This window comes from Microbacterium sp. M28, assembly GCF_025836995.1.
Classification (GTDB): domain Bacteria; phylum Actinomycetota; class Actinomycetes; order Actinomycetales; family Microbacteriaceae; genus Microbacterium.
This window is the reverse complement of record NZ_CP107546.1, coordinates 1,170,645-1,192,903: the sequence shown is the minus strand read 5'-3', so window position 1 is coordinate 1,192,903 and position 22,259 is coordinate 1,170,645. Positions and strand designations below refer to the sequence as shown.

20 protein-coding genes are annotated in these 22,259 nt (G+C 69.6%); 7 read left to right on the top strand and 13 right to left on the bottom strand.

Annotated features, from left to right (window positions below):
- The first annotated feature begins 165 nt into the window (after positions 1–165).
- Entirely contained in the window at positions 166–1,374 is a 1,209-nt protein-coding gene (metX, locus tag OED01_RS05860; protein ID WP_264157439.1) for a homoserine O-acetyltransferase MetX, read from the top strand.
- A gap of 6 nt (positions 1,375–1,380) precedes the next feature.
- Here the strand turns inward: metX and OED01_RS05855 are convergent, their stop codons facing one another.
- From OED01_RS05855 to OED01_RS05835, 5 genes are read right to left on the bottom strand one after another with little or no spacing between them, the layout of a single operon-like run.
- On the bottom strand, positions 1,381–2,007 hold the full coding sequence (locus tag OED01_RS05855) for an NUDIX hydrolase (protein WP_264157438.1): 627 nt from the start codon (positions 2,005–2,007) through the stop codon (positions 1,381–1,383).
- 23 nt (positions 2,008–2,030) lie between these two features.
- A complete protein-coding gene (locus OED01_RS05850) occupies positions 2,031–3,245 on the bottom strand; it encodes an MFS transporter (RefSeq protein WP_264157437.1) in 1,215 nt (404 codons plus the stop codon).
- A gap of 9 nt (positions 3,246–3,254) precedes the next feature.
- The gene (locus OED01_RS05845; RefSeq protein ID WP_264157436.1) at positions 3,255–3,569 is read right to left on the bottom strand and encodes a thiamine-binding protein; all 315 of its coding nucleotides are present in this window, start codon (positions 3,567–3,569) and stop codon (positions 3,255–3,257) included.
- A 2-nt stretch (positions 3,570–3,571) separates the two neighbouring features.
- Positions 3,572–4,786 (bottom strand): hypothetical protein, encoded by a 1,215-nt coding sequence (locus OED01_RS05840; RefSeq protein WP_264157435.1) that lies wholly within the window; start codon positions 4,784–4,786, stop codon positions 3,572–3,574.
- The gene (locus OED01_RS05835) at positions 4,783–5,613 is read right to left on the bottom strand and encodes an NAD(P)H-hydrate dehydratase (protein WP_264157434.1); all 831 of its coding nucleotides are present in this window, start codon (positions 5,611–5,613) and stop codon (positions 4,783–4,785) included. The genes OED01_RS05840 and OED01_RS05835 overlap by 4 nt, the downstream gene beginning before the upstream one ends.
- A 50-nt stretch (positions 5,614–5,663) precedes the next feature.
- Here OED01_RS05835 and OED01_RS05830 point away from each other — a divergent pair, with 50 nt between their 5' ends.
- Positions 5,664–6,731, top strand: coding sequence for an NADH:flavin oxidoreductase/NADH oxidase (locus OED01_RS05830; RefSeq protein ID WP_264157433.1), 1,068 nt, complete (start codon positions 5,664–5,666; stop codon positions 6,729–6,731).
- 24 nt (positions 6,732–6,755) lie between these two features.
- Here the strand turns inward: OED01_RS05830 and OED01_RS05825 are convergent, their stop codons facing one another.
- The 3 genes from OED01_RS05825 to guaB1 form a co-directional block, all read right to left on the bottom strand.
- The gene (locus OED01_RS05825; protein ID WP_264157432.1) at positions 6,756–7,823 is read right to left on the bottom strand and encodes a hemolysin family protein; all 1,068 of its coding nucleotides are present in this window, start codon (positions 7,821–7,823) and stop codon (positions 6,756–6,758) included.
- On the bottom strand, positions 7,820–9,139 hold the full coding sequence (locus tag OED01_RS05820; RefSeq protein WP_264157431.1) for a hemolysin family protein: 1,320 nt from the start codon (positions 9,137–9,139) through the stop codon (positions 7,820–7,822). Before OED01_RS05820 ends, OED01_RS05825 begins: the two co-directional genes overlap by 4 nt.
- A gap of 116 nt (positions 9,140–9,255) precedes the next feature.
- Complete coding sequence (gene guaB1 / locus OED01_RS05815; protein WP_264157430.1) at positions 9,256–10,710, bottom strand: GMP reductase; 1,455 nt, start codon at positions 10,708–10,710, stop codon at positions 9,256–9,258.
- Positions 10,711–10,869: 159 nt separating this feature from the next.
- Here guaB1 and OED01_RS05810 point away from each other — a divergent pair, with 159 nt between their 5' ends.
- Positions 10,870–14,535 carry a multifunctional oxoglutarate decarboxylase/oxoglutarate dehydrogenase thiamine pyrophosphate-binding subunit/dihydrolipoyllysine-residue succinyltransferase subunit gene (locus OED01_RS05810; protein WP_264157429.1) on the top strand — a complete coding sequence of 1,222 codons (3,666 nt, stop codon included), beginning with the start codon at positions 10,870–10,872 and terminating at the stop codon, positions 14,533–14,535.
- 69 nt (positions 14,536–14,604) lie between these two features.
- Here OED01_RS05810 and OED01_RS05805 read toward each other — a convergent pair whose 3' ends face one another.
- Genes OED01_RS05805 through OED01_RS05795 form a run of 3 tightly spaced genes read right to left on the bottom strand, consistent with a single transcriptional unit; the run spans position 14,605 to position 16,845 of the window.
- Positions 14,605–15,903: a GNAT family N-acetyltransferase gene (locus tag OED01_RS05805; protein ID WP_264157428.1), complete on the bottom strand. Its 1,299-nt coding sequence runs from the start codon at positions 15,901–15,903 to the stop codon at positions 14,605–14,607.
- Between the two features lie 37 nt (positions 15,904–15,940).
- Complete coding sequence (locus tag OED01_RS05800; RefSeq protein ID WP_264157427.1) at positions 15,941–16,186, bottom strand: zf-HC2 domain-containing protein; 246 nt, start codon at positions 16,184–16,186, stop codon at positions 15,941–15,943.
- Positions 16,183–16,845, bottom strand: coding sequence for a sigma-70 family RNA polymerase sigma factor (locus tag OED01_RS05795; protein ID WP_413231609.1), 663 nt, complete (start codon positions 16,843–16,845; stop codon positions 16,183–16,185). The genes OED01_RS05800 and OED01_RS05795 overlap by 4 nt, the downstream gene beginning before the upstream one ends.
- 49 nt (positions 16,846–16,894) lie before the next feature.
- Between OED01_RS05795 and aroA the strand changes: the two genes are divergently transcribed.
- Genes aroA through bcp form a run of 3 tightly spaced genes read left to right on the top strand, consistent with a single transcriptional unit; the run spans position 16,895 to position 19,773 of the window.
- A complete protein-coding gene (gene aroA, locus OED01_RS05790) occupies positions 16,895–18,220 on the top strand; it encodes a 3-phosphoshikimate 1-carboxyvinyltransferase (RefSeq protein WP_264157426.1) in 1,326 nt (441 codons plus the stop codon).
- Positions 18,217–19,287 carry a ribosome small subunit-dependent GTPase A gene (gene rsgA / locus OED01_RS05785; protein WP_264157425.1) on the top strand — a complete coding sequence of 357 codons (1,071 nt, stop codon included), beginning with the start codon at positions 18,217–18,219 and terminating at the stop codon, positions 19,285–19,287. The genes aroA and rsgA overlap by 4 nt, the downstream gene beginning before the upstream one ends.
- Positions 19,288–19,296: 9 nt before the next feature.
- Complete coding sequence (gene bcp / locus OED01_RS05780; protein WP_264157424.1) at positions 19,297–19,773, top strand: thioredoxin-dependent thiol peroxidase; 477 nt, start codon at positions 19,297–19,299, stop codon at positions 19,771–19,773.
- Between the two features lie 10 nt (positions 19,774–19,783).
- Here the strand turns inward: bcp and OED01_RS05775 are convergent, their stop codons facing one another.
- Positions 19,784–20,182 (bottom strand): hypothetical protein, encoded by a 399-nt coding sequence (locus tag OED01_RS05775; RefSeq protein WP_264157423.1) that lies wholly within the window; start codon positions 20,180–20,182, stop codon positions 19,784–19,786.
- 215 nt (positions 20,183–20,397) lie between these two features.
- On the opposite strand from OED01_RS05775, the gene OED01_RS05770 reads away from it, so the two are divergent.
- Positions 20,398–20,646 (top strand): WhiB family transcriptional regulator, encoded by a 249-nt coding sequence (locus OED01_RS05770; RefSeq protein WP_243224897.1) that lies wholly within the window; start codon positions 20,398–20,400, stop codon positions 20,644–20,646.
- A gap of 94 nt (positions 20,647–20,740) precedes the next feature.
- Here OED01_RS05770 and OED01_RS05765 read toward each other — a convergent pair whose 3' ends face one another.
- Positions 20,741–22,222 carry a sensor histidine kinase gene (locus OED01_RS05765; RefSeq protein WP_264157422.1) on the bottom strand — a complete coding sequence of 494 codons (1,482 nt, stop codon included), beginning with the start codon at positions 22,220–22,222 and terminating at the stop codon, positions 20,741–20,743.
- Positions 22,223–22,259 lie beyond the last annotated feature (37 nt).

Below are 22,259 nucleotides of genomic sequence, written 5' to 3'. Positions count from 1 at the left end.
GGCATCCGTGCGTTCGGGCGCGCGAACGCGCATCTCGCAGAGCGACACGGATCTCGCGGAAATCCGCCGAGAGTCTGCGAGATGACCGCTGTTCTGCGAGATCCGGGTCGGAGGCGGATGCGTAACCTGCGGCCGCCCGGAGCGGAACCGGGCGAGAATGGAGGAATGGACTGGCAGACGACTTCGGAGGAGACGGTGCCCTCGCGGCGCGTGACCGAGGCGCAGGCCAGCATGATGCGCGCACGACCCCCGGTCACGGGTGCATGGCGCGACGGCGATCCCGTCGGCGAGCGCCGATTCGCCGCGTTCGGAGCGTTCACCACCGAGAGCGGCCAGGAGCTGCCCGGCATCCGGATCGCCTATGAGACCTGGGGCGAACTGAACGAGAAGCGCGACAACGCGATCCTCATCAGTCACGCCCTGACCGGCGACAGCCACGTCCGCGGAGAGGCGGCGCCCGGCCATGCCACCGCCGGCTGGTGGGACGACGTCGTGGGGCCGGGCGCTGCGATCGACACCGACCGATGGTTCGTCGTCGCGCCGAACATTCTGGGCGGCTGCCAGGGCTCGACGGGTCCGGCGAGCGTCGCCCCGGACGGCTACGAGTGGGCGTCGCGCTTCCCGTATCTGACGGTGCGCGACCAGGTCGCCGCCCAGGTGCGGCTGGCCGATGCCCTCGGGATCGACCGGTGGGCGGCGGTCGTCGGCGGATCCATGGGCGGCATGCACGCCCTGGAATGGGCCATCACGCACCCGGAGCGCGTCCGTCGCCTCGCGATCCTCGCGTCACCGCCGGCGAGCACGGCGGATCAGATCGCCTCGAACATGCTGCAGCTGGAGGCGATCCGGATGGATCCGCGCTTCGAAGGCGGCGAATACTACGACGCGGCGATCGGTGAAGGACCTCACCGCGGTCTCGCCATCGCGCGCCGCATGGCCATGCTGAACTACCGCTCCCCCATCGAGCTCAACTCCCGCTTCCAGCGCTCCTGGCAGTCGGATCTGTCGCCCCTCGGCCACGGTGGTCGCTTCGCCGTCGAGAGCTACCTCGACTTCCACGGCAACAAGTTCACCCGTCGTTTCGACGCGAACAGCTACATCACCCTGGTCGAGGCGATGAACTCGCACGACGTGGGCCGCGACCGCGGCGGCATCGAGGATGCCCTTCGCACCGTGACCGCGACGACCCTGGTGCTCGGCATCGATACGGATCGGCTGTTCCCCTTGGAAGGGCAGCACCGCATCGCCCGCAGCATCCCGAACACCCTCGACGGGGACGAGGCCGTCGTCATCACGAGCGACTTCGGGCACGACGGCTTCCTCATCGAGACCGACGTCGTCGGCGACCACCTGCGGCGGCTGCTCGCGAGCTGACGCGGGTCAGTCTCGTCGATATCGCCACGGCCGCACCGCGGTCTCCAGACGGTGCACGCCAGTGCCGCCGTCCGGATGCTGCGCGTCTCCGACCCAGCAGAACACGTCACCGGGCAGCAGCCTGGTCGCATACGTCGGGGCATCCGATGCCGCGGTCATCGCATCGGCCGCCGTGTCGAACCGGGAGAGCTCGTGCAGGGTCACCCACGTCGGAGGGAACAGCTCGATCCGCCCTGCCGCGTGCTGCGCCAGAGCGTCGGTCGGCGAGATCCACCGCCACTGGACCACCTCGTCGGGAGACGGCACGATGTCGCCCCCCGGGTCGGCGGCGAGGAAGAACCAGGTACCGACGCGCTTGGGTGCCTGCGCCGGCGGTATCCACCGTGACAACGTCACGAGGTCGGTCGGCCGCACGCCGACCTCCTCGAAGCACTCGCGCGCCGCGGCGATGCGTGCGGCGTCCTGACCGGATTCCGCGGATGCCCGATCCGCGTCTTCGACGAGGCCACCGGGGAACACCCAGGCGCCGGCGAACGACCCCCGAGCCGGGCGCCTCAGGATGAGCACCTCGAGCGCCCCATCATCCCCGTCGCGCAGCAGGACCACCGTCCCGGCCAGCGGCAGCTCTTCCATGCCGCCACTCTACGAGCTCGCGCTCAGACCAGGACGCTCCGGCGCTGCATCCGGAACGCGAGCAGGGTGATCCCCAGCCCGACCGACGCGAGCGCGGCTCCGATCCATGTCGGCGCCGTGAAGCCCCACCCCGCGGCGATCACGACCCCGCCGAGGAACGCGCCGAGGCTGTTCCCGATGTTCAGCGCGGAGTGGTTCAGGGCCGCCGCGATCGACTGGTTGTCACCGGCGACATCCATCAGACGCGTCTGGATCGCGGGGCTCAGCATTGCCGACACGGCGCCGACCGCCGTCGCGAGCAATCCGAGCAGGATGATGTTCGGCGCCAGCAGGGCGAGCAGGACGAGAATGCCGACGAGCAGCGCCATCCCCACCACAAGCGTGCGCTGCAGGTCCCGGTCCGCCAGGTACCCGCCCAGCAGGTTGCCGACCGTCATGCCGATGCCGACCAGCACGAGGACGATCGGCACCGCCCATTCCGGCGATCCTGCGACCTCGGTCACGAGCGGAGAGACGTAGCTGTAGACCGCGAAGAACCCGCCGAAGCCGATGGCGCCGATCCCCAGCGTCAACCAGACCTGGCCGACGCGGAAGACGCCGAACTCGCTGAGCATGCCGCGGCCGGGGTCGCCGGCGTGCTCGGGAACGAACAGTGCGATGCAGAGCGTCGCGACGGCGAACACCACCGTGACGACGAGGAACGCCGTTCGCCACCCGTAGTTCTGGCCCAGATACGTGCCGAGCGGGACGCCGACGACGTTCGCGATCGTGAGGCCGGTGAGGATGAACGCGGCACCCTGTGCGCGCCGCCCCGGCCCCAGCACGTCAGCGGCGACGAGCGCGCCGATGCCGAAGTACGCGCCGTGCGGCAGTCCGGCCAGCAGCCGCGAGGCGCCGACGAGTTCGAAGCTCGGCAGCACGACGGTGAGCGCATTGAAGAAGGTGAGCGCGAGGGCGAGTCCGATCATGACCCTGTGCCGCGGGAAGCGCGCGACCAGGCCGGCGATCGTCGGAGCGCCGATGACGACGCCGAGCGCGTACAGCGAGATCAGCAGCCCTGCCCGGCCGATCGCCTCTTCGGGCGATGATGCCCACAGGTCGGGAAGCAGGTCCTGAGCGATGTCGGGCAGCAGACCCATGGCGACGAACTCGGTCATGCCGATGCCGAAGGAGCCGATGGCGAGGGAGAGGAGCGCCGTCGTCGCCGCACCCCTCGAAAGTGTCGAGGAGTGGTTCACCCGTCAATGCTACGCGGAATCGGCATCCCGGATCGCCGTCTCGAGCCGGTCGATCTTGGCGTCGAGCTCTCCGGTGTACCCGGGCCGGATGTCCGCCTTGAGCACGAGCGACACCCGCGAGCCGAACGGCATGACGGCCTCGGTGGCCCGCTTGACGACATCCATCACCTCGTCCCACTCCCCCTCCACCTCGGTGAACATGCTGGTGGTGCGGTGCGGCAGTCCGGACTCGCGCACGACCGTCACGGCCGCGGCGACCGCGTCGTGGACCGAACCGTCAGCGCTGCCGTCGCCGGAAGGGGCGACCGAGAATGCGATGAGCATGTTTACCTCCGTGTGGGGATGGGTACGCGGATGATCGACCGGATGCCGACCGCGAGCAGGACGATCAGGAGCACGTTGCGCGCCGTCAGCAGCAGCACCGGAACGAGTTCCGTGCGCAGCAGCGCGTCGTATGTCAACGGGTAGATGAGGCAGGTCAGGCCGCACAGTGCCAGCACGAGCCCCGCGGGGATGCGAGCTCTGGTGCGGTCGTACACCCACCACAGGACCAGCGGGGCGATCAGCCAGGCCTGGAACTGCGGGGACCCGACCTTGTTCGTCACGATGAGCGCCGTCACCAGTGACAGCGCGAGCGGCGGGAACAGCCGCGCGAACGCGGCCCCCCTGGCCGCCTTCACGGCGGCGAGCACGGTGATCGCCGCCGTGACGAGCACCATGATCGGCGTCAGCACCGCGGAGACGACGTCGACCGCCGGCCCGTCGATCTGGAACGTGAGGATCTCGAAGCTGTACCCGACGGATGCTGCGCCGGCCCTCGTCGCCCAGAGGTACGGCGTCGCCGCGACGGCCTCGACCTGGAGTCCGCGGCCGGTCTGCTGGCCGAGGAACGCGAACAGGTGCCGATCGGCTCCGAGCAGGAACAGCACAGCGATGATCGCCGCCGTCGCTCCCGCCGCCGTCAGCAGGATCCGCAGCCGGCCGCGTGCGGCGACGACGGCCGCCAGCACGAGGGCTCCCGGCCAGATCTTGATCCAGGCGCCGACCGTGAGCAGGGCCGTTCCGACGACGGGATGCCGCACCAGCAGAAGCCCTCCGGCGATGGCCAGCGGGACGGTCAAGGCGTCGATCCGGTACAGCGCGATCGGTCCGAGAAGCAGCAGCGCCGCCGTCCAGAACCAGGCCGCTGCGCGCCGCGGGGCGGATGGTCGCCGACCGATGAGCATGCCGAAGACCACGGCATCCAGAACCGTCACGAGCACCGCCCAGGCGACCAGATACGCCCCGAGCGCCCCCACCGACGCCACGAGCGGCAACGACAGAGCCTTCGCCAGCATCATGGGCGCGAGCGCGAGCTGGGGGTACACCCACGGCTCGGTGATGCCCATGACCGTACCGCCGGTCAGCGCGGACGTCGCCCACGGCTCATAGACGAGCACGACATCGCCCATCGGCTGGCTCGGATACACCCAGCCCAGCCAGGCCGTCAGCGCATGGACCGACAGGAAGGCGACCCACAGGATCGCGACGCGGCGGCTCACGGCAGCAGATCTCCGACCGCACGGGGAAGGGCCTCCGCCACGTCCAGCGCGACGATCGGATGCCCCGCCCGTCCGTTCACGACACCCGCGGCGAGGCGCGCGGCATGGCCGTGCAGCCATGCACCGGCCGCGGCCGCGTCGGCGGGTGAGGCACCGGCGTTGGCGGCGAGCAGCGCGCCGAGCACTCCCGCCAGAACGTCGCCACTGCCCGCTGTCGAGAGCCACCCCGTGGCCTGCGGGAGGGCGATCACCGCACCGTCCGGCGAGGCGACCAGTGTGCGGGACCCCTTGAGCAGCACCGTGGCGCCCAGTGCCTCGGCGGTCTGCGCGGCATCCGCGGCACGGTCGCCGCTGCCGTCGGGAGTGAGCCGCAGCCGTTCCCGCAGACGCCGGAACTCACCCGCGTGCGGTGTCACCACCAGCGGGGCGGCGGCGCCGGGTGCGAGATCGAGCGCGCCGGCGTCGACGACGACGGGCACGGCCCCGCGCAGGACCGTCCGGAGGGCCTCAGTCTCCTCGGCGGTGCGCTCCGCAGCATCCGTTCCGGAGCCGATCACCCACGCGTCGGGCCTGAGACGACCGATGTCCTGCGCCGCCACGGTCTCCGGTCGCCGCGCGAGCACCGCGTCCGAGGCGGAACCCAGGTAGCGCACGTAGCCGGCCCCGGCCCGCCACGCCGCCTCGACGGACAGCACGGCTGCCCCTGGGTACGCGGACGAGCCCGTCCGAACGGCCACGACGCCGCGAGAGTACTTGTCATCGTCCGGCCCCGGTACGCGAAGCAGCCGCGCCGTGTCGTCCCTGCTCCACTCGCGCACCTCGACCATGACCCCATGCTATTGGGGGTTGCGCGCCCATCTGGCAGTAGCGTCGGAGGGTGAGCCTTCTCTTCTCCCCTCTGCGTCTGCGATCGGTCACCTTCCCGAATCGGCTGTGGGTGTCACCGATGTGCATGTACAGCGCCGTCGACGGCGTCGTACAGGACTGGCACCGCACCCACCTGACCCAGTTCGCGTCCGGTGGCGCAGGTCTCATCGTCGCCGAGGCGACGGCCGTCGTCGCGGAGGGCCGCATCAGCCCGCGCGACGCTGGCATCTGGACCGACGAGCAGCGCGATGCCTGGGCTCCGGTCGTCGACGGCATCCACGCCAGGGGCGCATTGGCCGGCATCCAGCTCGCGCATGCGGGGCGGAAGGCGTCGACCTGGTGGCCGTGGGCCGCGCAGCGCGGGTCGGTCCCGGCATCCGAGGGCGGCTGGGTCACGTCGGCGCCGTCGGCGGTCGCCTTCGAAGGCTTCGACCCGCCCCGCGCTCTGGATGCCGCCGACATCGATGCCCTCGTCGACGCCTTCGCCGTCGCGGCGCGGCGCGCTCTGGATGCCGGATTCGACGTCCTCGAACTGCACGCCGCGCACGGTTACCTGATCCACCAGTTCCTCTCCCCGCTGTCCAACCGCCGCGACGACGAGTACGGCGGCTCGCTCGTGAACCGCGCTCGCCTCCTGCTGCGCGTCCTGGATGCGGTGCGCACGACCGCCGGCGACGATGTACCGGTCTTCGTCCGGATCTCGGCCACCGACCATGCCGACGGCGGATTCGACCCCGAAGAGGCGACCACCGTCGCCGAGTGGGCGCGCGCGCACGGCGCCGACCTGATCGACGTGTCCAGCGGCGGGCTCGTCGCTCATCAGCGCATCGAGATCTTCCCCGGCTACCAGGTCGGTCTCGCCGGCTCTGTCCGGCGCGGTGGACGGATACCGACGTCGGCGGTCGGGCTCATCACCGCGGCGGAGCAGGCCGAGCGGGTGCTGGAGGACGGGGACGCGGATGCGATCTTCGCCGGTCGGGAGTGGCTGCGCGATCCGCACTTCGCGCTGCGCGCGGCGCACGAGCTCGGCGTGGAGGTTCCGTGGCCGCCGCAGTACGAGCGGGCGCGGTGGCGGTGAGTCAGCTCACCGCCACCGCGTGAATCACTCGCCGCGATGGACGACGCGTCTGGTCGCGTCCTGCACCTCGCCGACGAGTTCCTCGAGGATGTCCTCGAGGAACAGCACGGCTGTGGTCTCGCCCAGCGCGTTGCGGACTTTGGCCAGGTGGCGACCGGCGCGACGCATGACCGCGAGGGCGTCCTCCAGGTCGGTGTCCTCCTGGACCGGCACCATGTGGTGGATCCGCTTGGACGGGATGGGAGCCGCGACCTTCGCCTCGGCATCCGCTCCTTCCGAGGCGCGAAGGATGTCCTTGAGGTGCACATAGCCGATCGGCGCACGCTCGTCGTCGACGATCACATAGCGCGAGAACCCGTAGCGGGCCACCGCGCGCTCGATGTCGTCCGGCGTCGTCGACGCGGGCAGCGTCACGAGGTCGGCCAGCGGCACAGCGACATCCCTGGCCTTCTTGTCGGTGAACTCGACAGCGGCGGCCACGGTTCCGGATGCGTCGGTCAGCAACCCTTCACGGCGCGACTGGCTGACGATCGTCGCCACCTCGTCGATCGTGAACGTCGACGCGGCTTCGTTCTTCGGCTCGACACCGAAGAGTCGGAGCACGCTGTTCGCCGCCGCGTTGAGCACCCAGATCACCGGATGGAAGACCTTCGACACCCACACGAGCGGGGTCGCCAGGATCAGCACCGCACGGTCCGGCACCGAGAACGCGAGGTTCTTCGGCACCATCTCGCCGAACACGACGTGCAGGAACGACACGATCACGAGGGCGATCACGAACGCGGACACGTCGACGACGGCATCCGACCAGCCGATCGCGTGCATCGGCACGGCGAGCAGATGGTGGATCGCCGGTTCGGACACGTTCAGGATCAGCAGCGAGCAGATCGTGATTCCCAGCTGCGACGTCGCCAGCATGAGCGTGGCGTGCTCCATCGCGTACAGCGCGGTCTTCGCCGCGCGCGATCCCTGCTCGGCGCGGGGCTCGATCTGCGAGCGCCGTGCCGAGATGACGGCGAACTCCGCGCCGACGAAGAAGGCGTTGCCCGCCAGAAGGACGACGAGCCAGACCAGTCCTGCCCAATCGTTCATCGGGACACCTCCTTGTGAGCGACATCGACCGGCGTCGGGGTGTAGCGCAGACGATCGACACGTCGACCGTCCATGCGCACCACCTCCAGCACGCCGCTGTCGAGGGTGACCTCATCGCCTGCCGAGGGGACGCGCTCGAGCACGCTCATGACGTAGCCGGCGACCGTGTCGTAGACCTCGCCCTCGGGGACGTGCACGCCGGTCCGGCTCTGCAGCTCGTCCGGGCGCAGCTCACCAGGGAACGTGATCGATCCGCGGCCGCGGACGATGCCGGCCCTGGTGCGGTCGTGCTCGTCCGAGACCTCGCCGACGATCTCCTCCACCAGATCCTCGAGGGTCACGACACCCGCCGTACCGCCGTACTCATCGACGACGATCGCGAGCTGGTACCCCTTGGCGCGCAGCTCCGAGATGAGGTTGTCCAGGTGAACGGTCTCCGGCACCCGCAACGGCTCGGTCGCGAGAGCACCGACGGGCACCTCGGCCCGGCGTTCGCGCGGGACGGACACTGCCGCCTTGAGATGCACGACACCGGTGATGTCGTCGAGGTCGTCGTCGTACACCGGGAAACGGCTGTGCCCGGTCCGCCGGGCCAGCTGAATCACGTCATCCGCCGAATCCCCGGCGGCGATCGCGTGCATGCTCGGTCGCGCCGTCATCACATCCGCCGCCGTCAGGCGGGCGAAGGTGAGGCTGCGATCGAGCAGGGACGCCGTGTCGGCCTCGAGCACGCCGGCCATCGCGGAGCGGCGGACCAGTGACGAGAGCTCCTCGGCGCTGCGCGCACCCGAGAGCTCCTCCTTCGGCTCGACGCCCATGCTCCGGAGCACCGCGTTCGCGCTGCCGTTGAGCAGGCTGATGACGGGCTTGAACACGGTCGTGAACGCGACCTGGAACGGGACGACGAGCTTCGCCGTCTGCCGAGGCAGCGCCAGGGCGAAGTTCTTCGGAACGAGCTCGCCGAGGATCATCGACAGCACGGTCGCCACCAGCATCCCGACGACCGTCGAGATCGGCGCGACGACGGCCTCGCTGAGTCCCCACGAGAGCAGTCCCGGTCCCAGGAGCCGCGAGATCGCCGGCTCCATGGTGTAGCCGGTGAGCAGCGTGGTCAGCGTGATGCCCAGCTGCGCGGAGGAGAGGTGGGTCGAGGTGTGCTTGAGCGCACCGATGGTCATGGCGAGGCGGGATTCGCCGCGCGCCTGACGCGCTTCGAGTTCCGCACGATCGAGATTCACGAGCGCGAACTCGCTGGCCACGAACAGGCCGGTACCGATTGTGAGCAGGAGCCCCACGCCCAGCAGGACGAAGTCCATCAGCTGTCCCCTTCCTCAGATCGGAAGGTCGGGCGGTGGGGCGAGATACTGCAACTGGGAGGGTCGTCCATAGTGCGACGATTCTATCGGTTCCTTCCCGAGCGCGCGTCGGGAACTCACCAACTGACCGGCAGCGCCTTGCCCTCCTCATAGCCGGCGGCCGACTGCAGCCCGACCAGGGCCCGATCGTGGAACTCCGGCACGCTCGCCGCGCCGGCGTACGTGAACGAGGACCGTACGCCGGAGGTGATCATGTCCAGCAGATCCTCCACGCCGGGGCGCAGCGGGTCCAGATAGATCTTCGACGAGGAGATGCCCTCGGCGAACAGCTCCTTGCGTGCTCGCTCGTATGCGTCCAGCCGACCGAAGCGCGCCTGCACCGCCTTGGTCGACGCCATCCCCCACGACTCCTTGTAGATCCGCCCCTGCGCATCCGTCTGCAGCTGCCCAGGCGCCTCGATCGTGCCGGCGAACCAGGACCCGATCATGACCGACGCCGCACCGGCGGCGAGCGCCAGCGCGACGTCGCGCGGGTAGCGCACTCCCCCGTCCGCCCAGACGTGCGCGCCGGCCGCGCGGGCGGCCTCCGCCGTCTCGAGCACGGCGGAGAACTGCGGCCTGCCGACCGCTGTCATCATGCGGGTCGTGCACATCGCGCCGGGTCCGACGCCCACCTTGAGGATCGTCGCGCCAGCGGTCACGAGGTCGCTGACCCCGTCGGCCGTGACGATGTTGCCTGCCACGATCGGGATGCCCAGGTTCAACGAGGCCACGGCCGACAGTGCGGCGAGCATCCCCTCCTGGTGCCCGTGCGCGGTGTCGACGACGAGCACGTCGACACCGGCCGCGGCGAGCGCCTTGGCCTTGGTCGCCACGTCGCCGTTGATCCCGACCGCTGCGGCGACGGCCAGGCGTCCGTCGGCGTCGACGGCGGGGCGATACAGCGTCGACCGCAGGGCGCTGCGGGCGCTGAGGGTTCCGACCAGGTGTCCGTGGTCGATGATGCTCACCGTCTCCACGCCGGCCTGCGTGATGAGGTCGAAGGCCTGTCGACCGTCGGTGACGTCCTCGGCGTCCAGAGCCGGAGTGCCGGCGTGCACGAGATCGCCGAGCTGGGCATCCGGCAGCGCAGTGGCCAGACGGGTCGCGGGAAGGATGCCGCGGACGGCCGCCGCGTCGATGCGGCCCTCCCCATCGGCGACGACGATGCCGCGGCCTTCGGTGGCCGGCAGCAGGGCGAGCGCGTCGGCGACGGACGAGCTCGGCGGCAGGACCAGCGGCGTGTCCCACGCGACGGGCTGCGCCTTGACGTCGCGGATCGCGGCGTCCAGCTCCTGCAGCGGCATGTCCTGCGGCAGCACGCCGAGGCCGCCGCGCCTGGCGAGCACCGCAGCCAGACGGGGACCGGTCACCGAGTTCATGTTCGAGGCGACCAGCGGCAGCGTCGCCGGTGTCCCGTCGTGCGGGGCGAGATCCACCTGCAGACGACTCGTGATCCCCGATCTGCGCGGCACCAGGAACACATCCGAGTAGGTGAGATCGACTGTGGGGTGCGCGCCGAGGAAGTCCATACCTCCACGGTAGCTTTCCGCACGTGCCCCGGTCATGCCGTGTCGACTATTCGGGGGACAAAACACGTTAGGCTTGATCTTCGAGAATGCATGGGCGCAGGGGACATCCTGACGCCGTGCATGGCACAGTGCTTCAGCGATGAAAGAGGGCGATCGAGCGTGTCGAGCCAAGGGACCGGCGTCGGATCGGGCGACGGGGGGTTCGGAGCCAATTCATGGCTCGTCGACGAGCTCTACGAGCAGTTCACAGCGGATCGGAACTCCGTCGACAAGGAGTGGTGGCCGATCCTCGAGAACTACCAGCCGGATGCCGCGGCGAAGGCCGCGCCGGCGGAGGCAGCCCAGACGCATCCCGTCACGGCACCCATCCCCGTGATCGGCTCGCAGCCGGTCGCGCGCACCACGGCGAAGCCGGCCGCGCCGGCTCCCATCCCCGCCCAGGCGCCGAAACCGGCCGCCAAGGCCACCGATGAGCCCTCCTCCGAGCAGGACAAGGTCACGACGCTGCGCGGCATGACCAAGACCCTCGCGGCCAACATGGACGAGTCGCTCACCGTCCCCACGGCCACGAGCGTGCGCACGATCCCGGCCAAGCTGATGATCGACAACCGCATCGTCATCAACAACCACATGTCCCGCACCCGCGGCGGCAAGATCAGCTTCACGCACCTCATCGGCTGGGCTCTGATCCAGACGCTGAAGGAGTTCCCGAGCCAGAACGTCTTCTACGCCGAGATCGACGGCAAGCCGTCGGTGGTCGCGCCGGCGCACGTGAACCTCGGCATCGCGATCGACCTGCCCAAGCCGGACGGTACGCGCGCGCTCATGGTTCCCAGCATCAAGCGCGCCGACACGCTGACGTTCAGCGAGTACCTCTCCGCGTACGAGGACCTCGTGACGCGCGCCCGCGGCAACAAGCTCACCGCGGCGGACTTCCAGGGCACGACCGTGTCGCTGACGAACCCCGGCGGCATCGGCACCGTGCACTCCGTGCCGCGCCTGATGAAGGGGCAGGGCTGCATCATCGGCGCCGGCGCCCTCGACTACCCGGCCGAGTTCCAGGGCGCGAGCGCCAAGACGCTGAACGAGCTGGCGATCGGCAAGACGATCACGCTCACCAGCACCTACGACCACCGCGTCATCCAGGGCGCGGGCTCCGGCGAGTTCCTCAAGAAGGTGCACGAGCTGCTGCTCGGGCAGCGCGGGTTCTACGACGACATCTTCGCCGCCCTGCGCATCCCGTACGCGCCGATCCGCTGGAACCCGGACATCGCCGTCGACCTCGCTGAGCGCGTCGACAAGCAGTCCCGTGTACAGGAGCTGATCAACTCCTACCGCGTACGCGGCCACCTGATGGCCGACATCGACCCGCTGGAGTACGTCCAGCGCTCCCACCCCGACCTCGAGATCGAGAGCCACGGCCTGACCTTCTGGGACCTGGACCGCGAGTTCGTGACCGGAGGCTTCGGCGGCAAGCGCGTCATGAAGCTCCGCGACATCCTCGGTGTGCTCCGCGACTCGTACTGCCGCACGCTCGGCATCGAGTACATGCACATCCAGGACCCGGAGCAGCGCCGGTGGTTCCAGGAGAAGGTCGAGATCAAGTACCAGAAGCCCGGCCACGACGAGCAGCTGCGCGTGCTGCGCAAGCTCAACGAGGCCGAGGCGTTCGAGACCTTCCTGCAGACGAAGTTCGTCGGGCAGAAGCGCTTCTCGCTTGAGGGCGGCGAATCGCTCATCCCGCTGCTGGACGAGATCCTGCAGGGCGCGGCGACCGCCGGTCTCGACGGCGCCGCGATCGGCATGGCGCACCGCGGCCGTCTCAACGTGCTCACCAACATCGCCGGCAAGACCTACGGCCAGGTGTTCCGCGAGTTCGAGGGCACGCAGACCCCCGGCAACCAGCGCGGTTCGGGTGATGTCAAGTACCACCTCGGCACGCAGGGCACGTTCGTGGCCGACGACCGCTCCGAACTCCCGGTGTACCTCGCCGCGAACCCCTCGCATCTGGAGACCGTCGACGGCGTCCTCGAGGGCATCGTCCGCGCGAAGCAGGACCGCAAGCCCATCGGCACCTTCTCGTGGCTGCCGATCCTCGTGCACGGCGACGCGGCGTTCGCCGGTCAGGGCGTCGTCGTCGAGACGCTGCAGATGTCGCAGTTGCGGGGCTACCGCACCGGCGGCACCGTGCACGTCGTCGTGAACAACCAGGTCGGCTTCACCACGACGCCCACCGACGCACGCACGTCGGTGTACGCCACGGACGTCGCCAAGACGATCCAGGCGCCCATCTTCCACGTGAACGGCGACGACCCCGAGGCCGTCATCCACGTCGCGCAGCTCGCGTTCGAGTACCGCGAGCGGTTCCACCGCGATGTCGTGATCGACCTGATCTGCTACCGCCGACGCGGACACAACGAGGGCGACGACCCGTCGATGACGCAGCCGCTCATGACGGACCTGATCCAGGCGAAGCGCTCGGTCCGCAAGCTGTACACCGAGTCGCTCGTCGGTCGCGGTGACATCACCGAGGAGGAGTACGAGCAGGCGAAGGACGACTTCCAGCGCCGCCTCGAGGTGGCGTTCGCCGAGACGCACGCGGCGGAGACGGGCGCGACGCCCATCGCCCCTGTGCTGGCCCCGGTCGAGGAGACCGTCGGCGCCCCCGAGGTGACCGGCGTCGCATCGGAGGTCATCCACCTCATCGGCGACGCGTTCAACAACAAGCCGGAGGGCTTCACGGTCCACCCGAAGATCCAGCAGCTGCTGGGCAAGCGCGTCGACATGAGCCGCAACGGCGGCATCGACTGGGGCTTCGGAGAGCTGCTCGCGTTCGGCTCGCTACTCGTGGAGGGCACGCCGGTCCGTCTCGCAGGACAGGATTCGCGCCGCGGCACGTTCGTGCAGCGCCACGCCGTGATGCACGACCGCTCGAACGGCCAGGAGTGGCTGCCGCTGGCGAACCTGTCCGACAACCAGGGCCGGGTGTGGGTGTACGACTCGCTGCTCAGCGAGTACGCCGCCATGGCGTTCGAGTACGGCTACTCGGTCGAGAACCCCGAGGCCCTCGTGCTCTGGGAGGCGCAGTTCGGCGACTTCGCGAACGGCGCCCAGTCGGTGATCGACGAGTACATCTCCGCCGCCGACCAGAAGTGGGGCCAGCAGTCCAGCGTCACGCTCCTGCTGCCGCACGGTTACGAGGGCCAGGGACCTGACCACTCGTCGGCGCGCATCGAGCGCTTCCTGCAGCTGTGCGCGCAGGAGAACATGATCGTCGCGCGGCCGTCGACGCCGGCATCCTATTTCCACCTGCTGCGCCGTCAGGCATACGCCCGCCCCCGCAAGCCGCTGATCGTCTTCACGCCGAAGGCGATGCTGCGCCTGCGCGGTGCGACCAGCCCGGTGGAGGACTTCACGCAGGGACGCTTCGAGCCGGTCGTCGACGACGCCCGCGGCCTCGACCGCTCGGCCGTCAAGCGCGTGCTGGTGCACTCCGGCAAGATCCATTGGGATCTGCGCGCCGAGCTCGACAAGAAGCCGAACCCGGAGATCGCCCTGGTCCGCCTGGAGCAGCTGTACCCGACGCCGATCGACGGGCTCAAGGCCATCACGGATTCGTACCCGAACGCCGAGCTGGTCTGGGTCCAGGACGAGCCCGAGAACCAGGGTGCGTGGCCGTTCCTCGCCCTCGCGTTCGCCGAGGTCCCCGGGCCGCGCCAGTTCCGCACGGTCGCCAGGACCGCGTCGGCATCGCCTGCCACGGGTTCGTCGAAGGTCCACGCGCAGGAGCAGGCCGAGCTCCTCAAGCGCGCCCTCACGGTCTGACATCACGACGAAGCCCACCCGCACGCGCATGGCGTCCGGGTGGGCTTCGTCGTCGTGCGGTGGCGGAGATCAGTACCAGATCGCCAGCAGCGGCGCCTCGGCCGTGCGGAAGGCGTCGTCCAGGGCTGCCGCGGTCCTCGCGGATGCCGTGAGCCGGCCGGCCGCACGCAGCTGGACGGCGTCCACTCCCCCGGCGTACAGCGCCGCGAGTGCGACCGCATCGAGCGATACGTCGGCTGTCGCGTCATCCGCGACGGGCGCGACCGCGGCCCGGCCGTCCGCATCGACGGACAGCCGCCACGAACCGGCGGCGAACCCGAGCGGGTCCTCGACCCGAAGGACGAGGTCCAGCGGGGCGCGATAGCTCCGTGCGCCCAGTGCCTTCGGTACGTCCAGCACGCGCAGCCAGCCGTGATCGTGCACCGTGACCTCGACCGCGCGCTGGTCGGCCACGAGCCAGACGATCGGATCGTCGATCGGGCGCAGCGAGGCGGACACCGAGTTGACGAGGTCGTGCTGCACCGCGAACCGCCACAGCGCGATGAGCGCGTCCGCCGTCACGGCCGAGAGATGCTGGACCTCGAGGTCGAATCGGAAGGAGCCGGGGATCTCCGTGAGCCGGTACGCCATGACGCCGCGAACCGCGCCCTCGGCGTCGCGGTAGCGCACCCCGCGGATCGCCGTGGCGTTCGGGTGCCCGACGGACAGGCCGGCCATGCGGCGCCAGCGGCCCTGCCATCCGGCGATCTGTCCCGTGCGCTGCGTCCTGGCGACCTCGTGCACGGTCCCGAGGTTCTCCTGCAGCGTCTCGCGGTCGACGTATTCCACCCGTCCCGCGACGTCCGGACCGACCCATCCTGCCCGGCGCGTGTCGATCCTGATCCTGGCCACCGGGATCGCCGGTGCGAACCCGTAGCGGCCGTAGATCGTCGCCTCCGATGCCGTGAGTCCCGCGATCGGAACGCCGGCGGCGGCCGCGGCACGCAGCTCGCCCTCGAGCAGTGCGCGCGCGACGCCGCGTCGTCGGTGGGTTCCGGAGACCGTCACCGAGCTGATCGCCCACATGTCGATCTCGCCGTCGGGCACCGTCAACGGCGTGACCCATGAGTTGACGGTCGCGATCGGCCAGGCGCCGACCGGGACATCGGCCTCGAAGACCCCGATGTTGCGGCGCTCGGCGAGAAGCGAGCGGTCGGCGCCCACCTGCTCGGCGGTCGGATCGGAATCGAGGAATCCGCGCGCATCCGCACGGAGGAAAGCCTCGGTGTCGGCATCCGATGCGGTGTCGATGAAACGGTAGGTCAGGCCCTGGGCCGCCAGCCGCTCGGCGGACGCGGAATCGACGGGAACACTGCGTGCGTCAGTCATGGCACCAGCCTATGGGTACCATGCGACGTCGATGCCGTCAGTGGGCGGTGGCCTGCACAGCACGGAGCCTGGCGAACACCTGGTCGCGCAGCTCCTCGGGTGCGGACTCCTTGCAGGCGCGGGCGAGCACCTCGGTCAGGGTCGTCGCCACCAGCGCCTCGTCACGGCACCCCGGGCAGTTCTCCAGGTGCTCGCGGATCTCGGCGTGCTCGGTCTTGCACACCTCGTTGCGGAGGTACTCCTCCAGATCCTGACGCGCCTTCTCGCAGCCGCAGTCGCTCATTTCCTGCTCCTCGTCGTGGCCGCGGCGATCCCTCGCTCGGCGGCGTAATCTGCCAGCAGCTCCCGCAGCATCCGTCTGCCACGGTGCAGACGGCTCATCACGGTGCCGATGGGGGTCTTCATGATGTCGGCGATCTCCTGATACGCGAATCCCTCGACGTCGGCGAGGTACACCGCGAGCCGGAAGTCCTCCGGGAGCTCCTGCAGGGCGTCCTTGACGACGGATGCCGGCATCCGGTCGATCGCCTCCGCTTCGGCCGAGCGGCTGTGCGACGCCGTGGTCGACTCCGCCCCGCCCAGCTGCCAGTCCTCGAGCTCGTCGATCGTGCCCTGGAACGGCTCGCGCTGCTTCTTGCGATAGATGTTGATGTACGTGTTCGTGAGAATCCGGTACAGCCACGCCTTCAGGTTCGTCCCCTGCGAGAACGACGACCACGAGCCGAAGGCCTTCACGAAGGTCTCCTGCACGAGATCGGCCGCGTCGGCGGGGTTGCGTGTCATGCGCATCGCCGCGGCATACAGCTGATCCATGTACGGGATCGCCTGTTCCTCGAACTCGCGCCGAGCGTCGCCGACCGTGTCGGCAGGTGCGGTGTCATCCATCACCGGCCAGTCTAGGCCGACGATGTCCGCGAATTCCTGATCGACCGTCGCGATCATCACCACTCCTTCTCGGTGTAGCCACCACCGTTCACTACAGTGGGAACCGATGAGAGACAATCGGTATTCCCCCGCCACCGCTCCCGAACGCGGCGCCTACGCCGCGCCCAGCGCCGACGGCCCGGTGCGCGCCGCGGTGACCGTTCCCGGTTCCAAGTCCCTGACCAACCGCGAGCTCATCATCGCCGCGATCGCGGACGGCCCCGGACGGCTCGTCTCCCCGCTGCACTCGGACGACTCGCGCCGCATGATCGAAGCGCTGCGGGCCCTGGGCATCGGCATCGAGGAGGTGGATGCCGGAGGGGAATTCGGCCCGGACCTCGTCGTCACCCCTGCTCCGCTCGACGGAGGCGTCACGATCGACTGCGGACAGGCGGGAACCGTGATGCGGTTCATCGCCCCGCTCGCCGGTCTCGCCCGCGAGGACGTGCACCTCACCGCGCACGAGACCGCTCTGCACCGTCCGATGGGTGCCATGATCACGGCCCTTCGTGACCTCGGCGTCGACGTCGACGACGAGGGGACATGGTCGCTTCCGTTCACGATCCGCGGCCACGGCCGCATCCGCGGCGGGCGCATCGAGATCGACGCCTCCGCCTCCAGCCAGTTCGTCTCCGGCCTCCTGCTGGCCGCTCCCCGCTTCGACGTCGGGTTGCACCTCGTGCACACAGGCGAGCACCTCCCGAGCCTGCCGCACATCGACATGACGATCGAGTCGCTCAGCCGCCGTGGCATCCGCATCGAGCGCCCCGCCACCGGCGAGTGGCTGGTCGAGGCCGGCGTTCCCCGCGCCAAGGAGATCGCGATCGAGCCCGATCTGTCCAACGCCGCGCCGTTCCTCGGTGCAGCCCTCGTCACCGGCGGCGAGGTCACCGTCAGGAACTGGCCCCTGCATTCGACGCAGCCGGGCGCGCTCCTGCCGGACATCCTCCAGTCCATGGGCGCCCACGCCAGCCGCCAGCACGGCGACCTGACCGTACGCGCCGGCTCCGGGATCAGGGGTGTGGATCTGGACCTGTCCGCGGCGAGCGAGCTCACGCCCACCATCGTCGGTCTCGCCCTCTTCGCCGATTCCCCGTCCACGATCCGCGGGATCGGCCACATCCGCCTGCACGAGACCGACCGCATCGCGGCCCTCGTGCGCAACATCCGCGCGCTCGGCGGCGAGGCGGAGGAGCTCTCCGACGGCCTGCGCATCGTTCCGCGCGAGCTCTCAGGCGGAACCTGGGCCGCGCACCACGACCACCGCATGGCGACCACCGGTGCACTGGTCGGGCTGCGGGTGCCCGGCGTGGAGATCGACGACATCGGCACGACCGCCAAGACCCTTCCCGAGTTCACCCTGCTGTGGGAACGGATGCTGGGGGCGCTGTGAGCTGGCTCGATCCCGACGACGACCTCGACGACGAGTTCGAGGACTTCGACGAGTCGAGCATCCGGGTCCGCCCGAATCCGAAGGCCAACCGCCCTCGCACCAAGCGCAGGCCGGCCCACGAGGACGCCGAGATCGGCCGGGTCCTCGGCGTCGACCGCGGCCGTTACGCGGTCATGATCGACGAGGGGACCCCGGACGAGCGCACCATCACCACCACCAGGGCCCGAGAGCTGCGCCGCACGCCCATCGTGACCGGCGATCGGGCGAGGGTCGTCGGAGACACCAGCGGCGACGAGGGCACGCTCGCCCGCATCGTCGGCATCGTGGAGCGCACCTCGCTCCTGCGCCGCAGTGCGGATGACACCGACCTCGTCGAGCGGGTCGTCGTGGCCAATGCGGATCAGATGCTCATCGTCGTCGCCGCGGCGGACCCGGAGCCCCGCCCCCGCCTGGTCGATCGATACCTGGTCGCGGCGCTGGATGCCGGCATCCGCCCCCTGCTGGTCGTCACGAAGACGGATCTGCAGGATCCGACGTCCTTCCTCGCGCACTTCGAGGGTCTGGACCTGCGCGTGTTCACCAGCGCGAGAGACGGCATGCCGGTGGACGAGATCGGCGAGGCCCTGGTCGGGCACTCCACGGTGTTCGTCGGGCACTCCGGGGTCGGGAAGTCGACCCTCGTGAACGCCCTCGTGCCGTCAGCCGACCGTGCCACCGGACATGTGAACCAGGTCACCGGCCGCGGCCGGCACACGTCTTCCTCCACGGTCTCGCTGCGCTACGAGGGCGCGGACGGGACCGGTTGGGTCATCGACACCCCCGGCGTGCGGTCCTTCGGACTCGGCCACGTGGACCCTGCGAACATCCTGGCCGCATTCACCGAGCTGGCCGAGATCGCCGAGGACTGCCCCCGCGGCTGCACGCACCTCACCGATGCCCCGGACTGCGCGCTCATCGAGGCCGCAGAGCGCGGCGAACTCAGCCCCGCCGAGTTGTCGCGACTGGACTCGCTGCAGCGCCTGCTGCAGACCTTCGCGGACAAGGCCGAGCAGACGCCGGGCAGATAGTCTGGGTGCGTGACTGAACTGCGCCTCGCCCCCGGATCGACCGCCCCCGACTTCACGCTGCTCGACCAGGACGGCTCACCCGTCAGCCTGGCGGACCTTCGCGGCGAGCGCGTCGTGCTGTACTTCTACCCGGCGGCGATGACCCCGGGGTGCACCACCCAGGCGTGCGACTTCCGCGACAGCATCTCGTCGCTGCAGGGTGCGGGGTATCGCGTCGTCGGGATCTCGCGCGATGAGCCGGCCAAGCTCGCGGAGTTCCGTGACCGCGACGCTCTCACCTTCACGCTTCTGAGCGACCCCGACCACGCCGTGCACACCGCCTACGGTGTGTGGGGCGAGAAGATGAACTACGGCAAGGTCGTCGAGGGCGTCATCCGGTCGACCTTCGTGATCGACGAACAGGGCGTGATCACCCACGCGCTGTACAACGTCAAGGCCACCGGCCACGTCGCACGGCTCCGCAAGGTTCTCGGCGTCGACGCCTGAACGCGCGCGGTCAGCTCTCGTCGGCCGGTGCGTCGCCTGTCGACGCTTCGCGGCGGGCGCTCGAGAGCAGCAGGACGAATCCGAGGATGCCCGGAGCTCCGACGGCGATCACGAACAGCCACGGCACGGGCTGCAGCGTGAGCGCAGCGAGCGCGAGGACAACGGCGAGGACCTGCAGCACCACTGCCCCTGACCGCGCCCAGGATCGCCCTCGGAGCGTCCCGACCGCGAACGCGATGAGGGCGCCGGCACCGATCAGCGTCAGCACGATGAGCGCCACGGCGGTCGTCGTGCTGGCGGCGCCCCCCGCACCGAGTCCGAAGGTCTCGATGAGGGCGATCACGACGAGCGCTGCACCCTCCAGGGCGAGGACGGCGGCCGCCGCGCGGGCGAGGCCGGGAGCGTGCACGTTTTCTCCTGAGAATCGGATTTGAATGCACAAAACCCTTGATTTCGTGCGGATGCTGTAACACAATGTTAACAGTCATGTGCTCCCACAGCGGCGTGGGGCGAGCGTTCGCTCGCATCACTTCACCAGGGTAGCGGAACCCGATATCTCCGCCGCCCGAATCAGAGCCATCGAAAATCCGCTGGTTCATCAAGAATCCACACCGAGGAGCCCCCATGGACTGGCGCGATAAGGCCGCCTGCTTGACCGTCGACCCCGAGTTGTTCTTCCCCGTGGGGAACACCGGACCGGCCGTCGACCAGATCGAGAAGGCGAAGGCCGTCTGCGCCACCTGCACTGTCACCGAGATCTGCCTGCAGTACGCTCTCGAGACGAGCCAGGACTCGGGCGTCTGGGGCGGCCTGAGCGAAGACGAGCGTCGCGCCCTCAAGCGCCGCGCCGCCCGCGCCCGCCGCGCCAGCTGATCGCAACGTCTACAGGAAATGCCCCTCCTCGGAGGGGCATTTCTCGTTGGTCGGCTTCGACGAGTTCAGCGGTGCCTGTCCACCAGGACCCGACTCACTTCTTGATCCAGCGCAGCGGGATGTCGATGGTCACCTCGGTGCCTTCGCCGTCGGTGCCCTTCCACTCGATCGTTCCCCCCAGTTCGCCCTGGATGAGGGTGCGGATGATCTGCGTACCCAGCCCCTGACCGATCCGGCCCTCCGGCAGCCCGTGGCCGTTGTCGGCCACCGTCACGCGCAGGTTCTCGTCCGTGCGGGTCGCATCGATCGTGACGAAGCCCTCCTGGCCGGCCAGACCGTGCTCGACCGCGTTCGTGACGACCTCGGTGAGCGCCAGGGCGAGCGGAGTCGCGTATTCGCTCGGCAGGACGCCGAAGTGTCCGGTGGACTTCGTGCGGGCACGCGTGTTGGGCGCTGCGGCGACCTCCGCCACGAGCTTGAGGACGCGGTCGAACACCTCGTCGAAGTCGACCTGCTGGGTGAGTCCCTGCGCGAGGGTGTCGTGCACGACCGCGATCGAGTCCACGCGTCGCATGGCCTGGGTGAGCGCTTCGCGTGCTTCTTCGGAGTGGGTGCGCCGCGCCTGGATGCGCAGCAGTGACGCGACCGTCTGCAGGTTGTTCTTGACCCGGTGGTGGATCTCGCGGATCGTCGCGTCCTTGGTGATGAGCTCCTGCTCCTGGTGGCGCAGCTCGGTCACGTCGCGGCACAGCACGATCGCGCCGATGCGGGTGCCGTGATCGCGCAGCGGGATCGCGCGCAGAGACACCGTGACGCCGCGCGCCTCGATGTCGGTGCGCCACGGAGCACGCCCGGTCACGACGACGGGCAGCGACTCGTCGACCTGGCGCGTCACCGGGAGGATCCGGGTGGTCACCTCGGCGAGCGACTCCCCCTCGAGTTCGTCGTCGAAGCCCATCCGGTTGAACGCCGACAGCGCGTTCGGGCTCGCGAAGGTGGTGACGCCGTCGACATCGATGCGGATGAGCCCGTCGGAGGCACGCGGAGCGCCGCGACGAGGGGAGGTCGGGGCGGCGAGGTCGGGGAACTCGCCTGAAGCGATCATCCGGAACAGGTCGTTCGCGCATTCGTCGAACGTGATCTGCTGGCGCGACGGCGTCCTGGCCTCGCCGAGGTTCGTGTGCCGTGTCACGACCCCGATCACCCGCATCGGATCGTTCTTCGATCGGTTGGCGAGGATCGGGACGGCCCGCACCCTGGTCGGAGTCTCCTCGAACCAGTCCGGCGACGACGAATCGACGATCTCGCCGGATTCGAACGCCCCCTGGACCTGGGTCCGCCACTGCGGCCTGACCCGCTCCCCCACGATGTCGCGGTAGAAGAGCGTCGCGGCGCCGCTCGGGCGGGTGTGCGCGACGGCGATGAACGAGGCATCCTCGGTTCGGACCCACACGACGATGTCGGCGGATGCGAGGTCGGCGAGGAGCTGTCCATCCCCCGCCAGGCGATGCAGCCATTCGACATCACTGTCGGTCAGGCACCCCTGCGCGTGGACGAGATCACTGAGCGTAGACACCCCTCAAGCCTAGGGCTCGAGGACGCGGGACCCGCGC

Excerpts from the sequence above, each read along its gene's own strand:
- metX (WP_264157439.1), top strand. The coding sequence starts at position 166 with ATGGACTGGCAGACGACTTCGGAGGAGACGGTGCCCTCGCGGCGCGTG.
- OED01_RS05855 (WP_264157438.1), bottom strand. The coding sequence starts at position 2,007 with ATGGAAGAGCTGCCGCTGGCCGGGACGGTGGTCCTGCTGCGCGACGGG.
- OED01_RS05845 (WP_264157436.1), bottom strand. The coding sequence starts at position 3,569 with ATGCTCATCGCATTCTCGGTCGCCCCTTCCGGCGACGGCAGCGCTGAC.
- OED01_RS05835 (WP_264157434.1), bottom strand. The coding sequence starts at position 5,613 with ATGGTCGAGGTGCGCGAGTGGAGCAGGGACGACACGGCGCGGCTGCTT.
- OED01_RS05825 (WP_264157432.1), bottom strand. The coding sequence starts at position 7,823 with ATGAACGATTGGGCAGGACTGGTCTGGCTCGTCGTCCTTCTGGCGGGC.
- OED01_RS05820 (WP_264157431.1), bottom strand. The coding sequence starts at position 9,139 with ATGGACTTCGTCCTGCTGGGCGTGGGGCTCCTGCTCACAATCGGTACC.
- guaB1 (WP_264157430.1), bottom strand. The coding sequence starts at position 10,710 with ATGGACTTCCTCGGCGCGCACCCCACAGTCGATCTCACCTACTCGGAT.
- OED01_RS05805 (WP_264157428.1), bottom strand. The coding sequence starts at position 15,903 with ATGACTGACGCACGCAGTGTTCCCGTCGATTCCGCGTCCGCCGAGCGG.
- OED01_RS05800 (WP_264157427.1), bottom strand. The coding sequence starts at position 16,186 with ATGAGCGACTGCGGCTGCGAGAAGGCGCGTCAGGATCTGGAGGAGTAC.
- OED01_RS05795 (WP_413231609.1), bottom strand. The coding sequence starts at position 16,845 with ATGATCGCGACGGTCGATCAGGAATTCGCGGACATCGTCGGCCTAGAC.
- aroA (WP_264157426.1), top strand. The coding sequence starts at position 16,895 with ATGAGAGACAATCGGTATTCCCCCGCCACCGCTCCCGAACGCGGCGCC.
- OED01_RS05770 (WP_243224897.1), top strand. The coding sequence starts at position 20,398 with ATGGACTGGCGCGATAAGGCCGCCTGCTTGACCGTCGACCCCGAGTTG.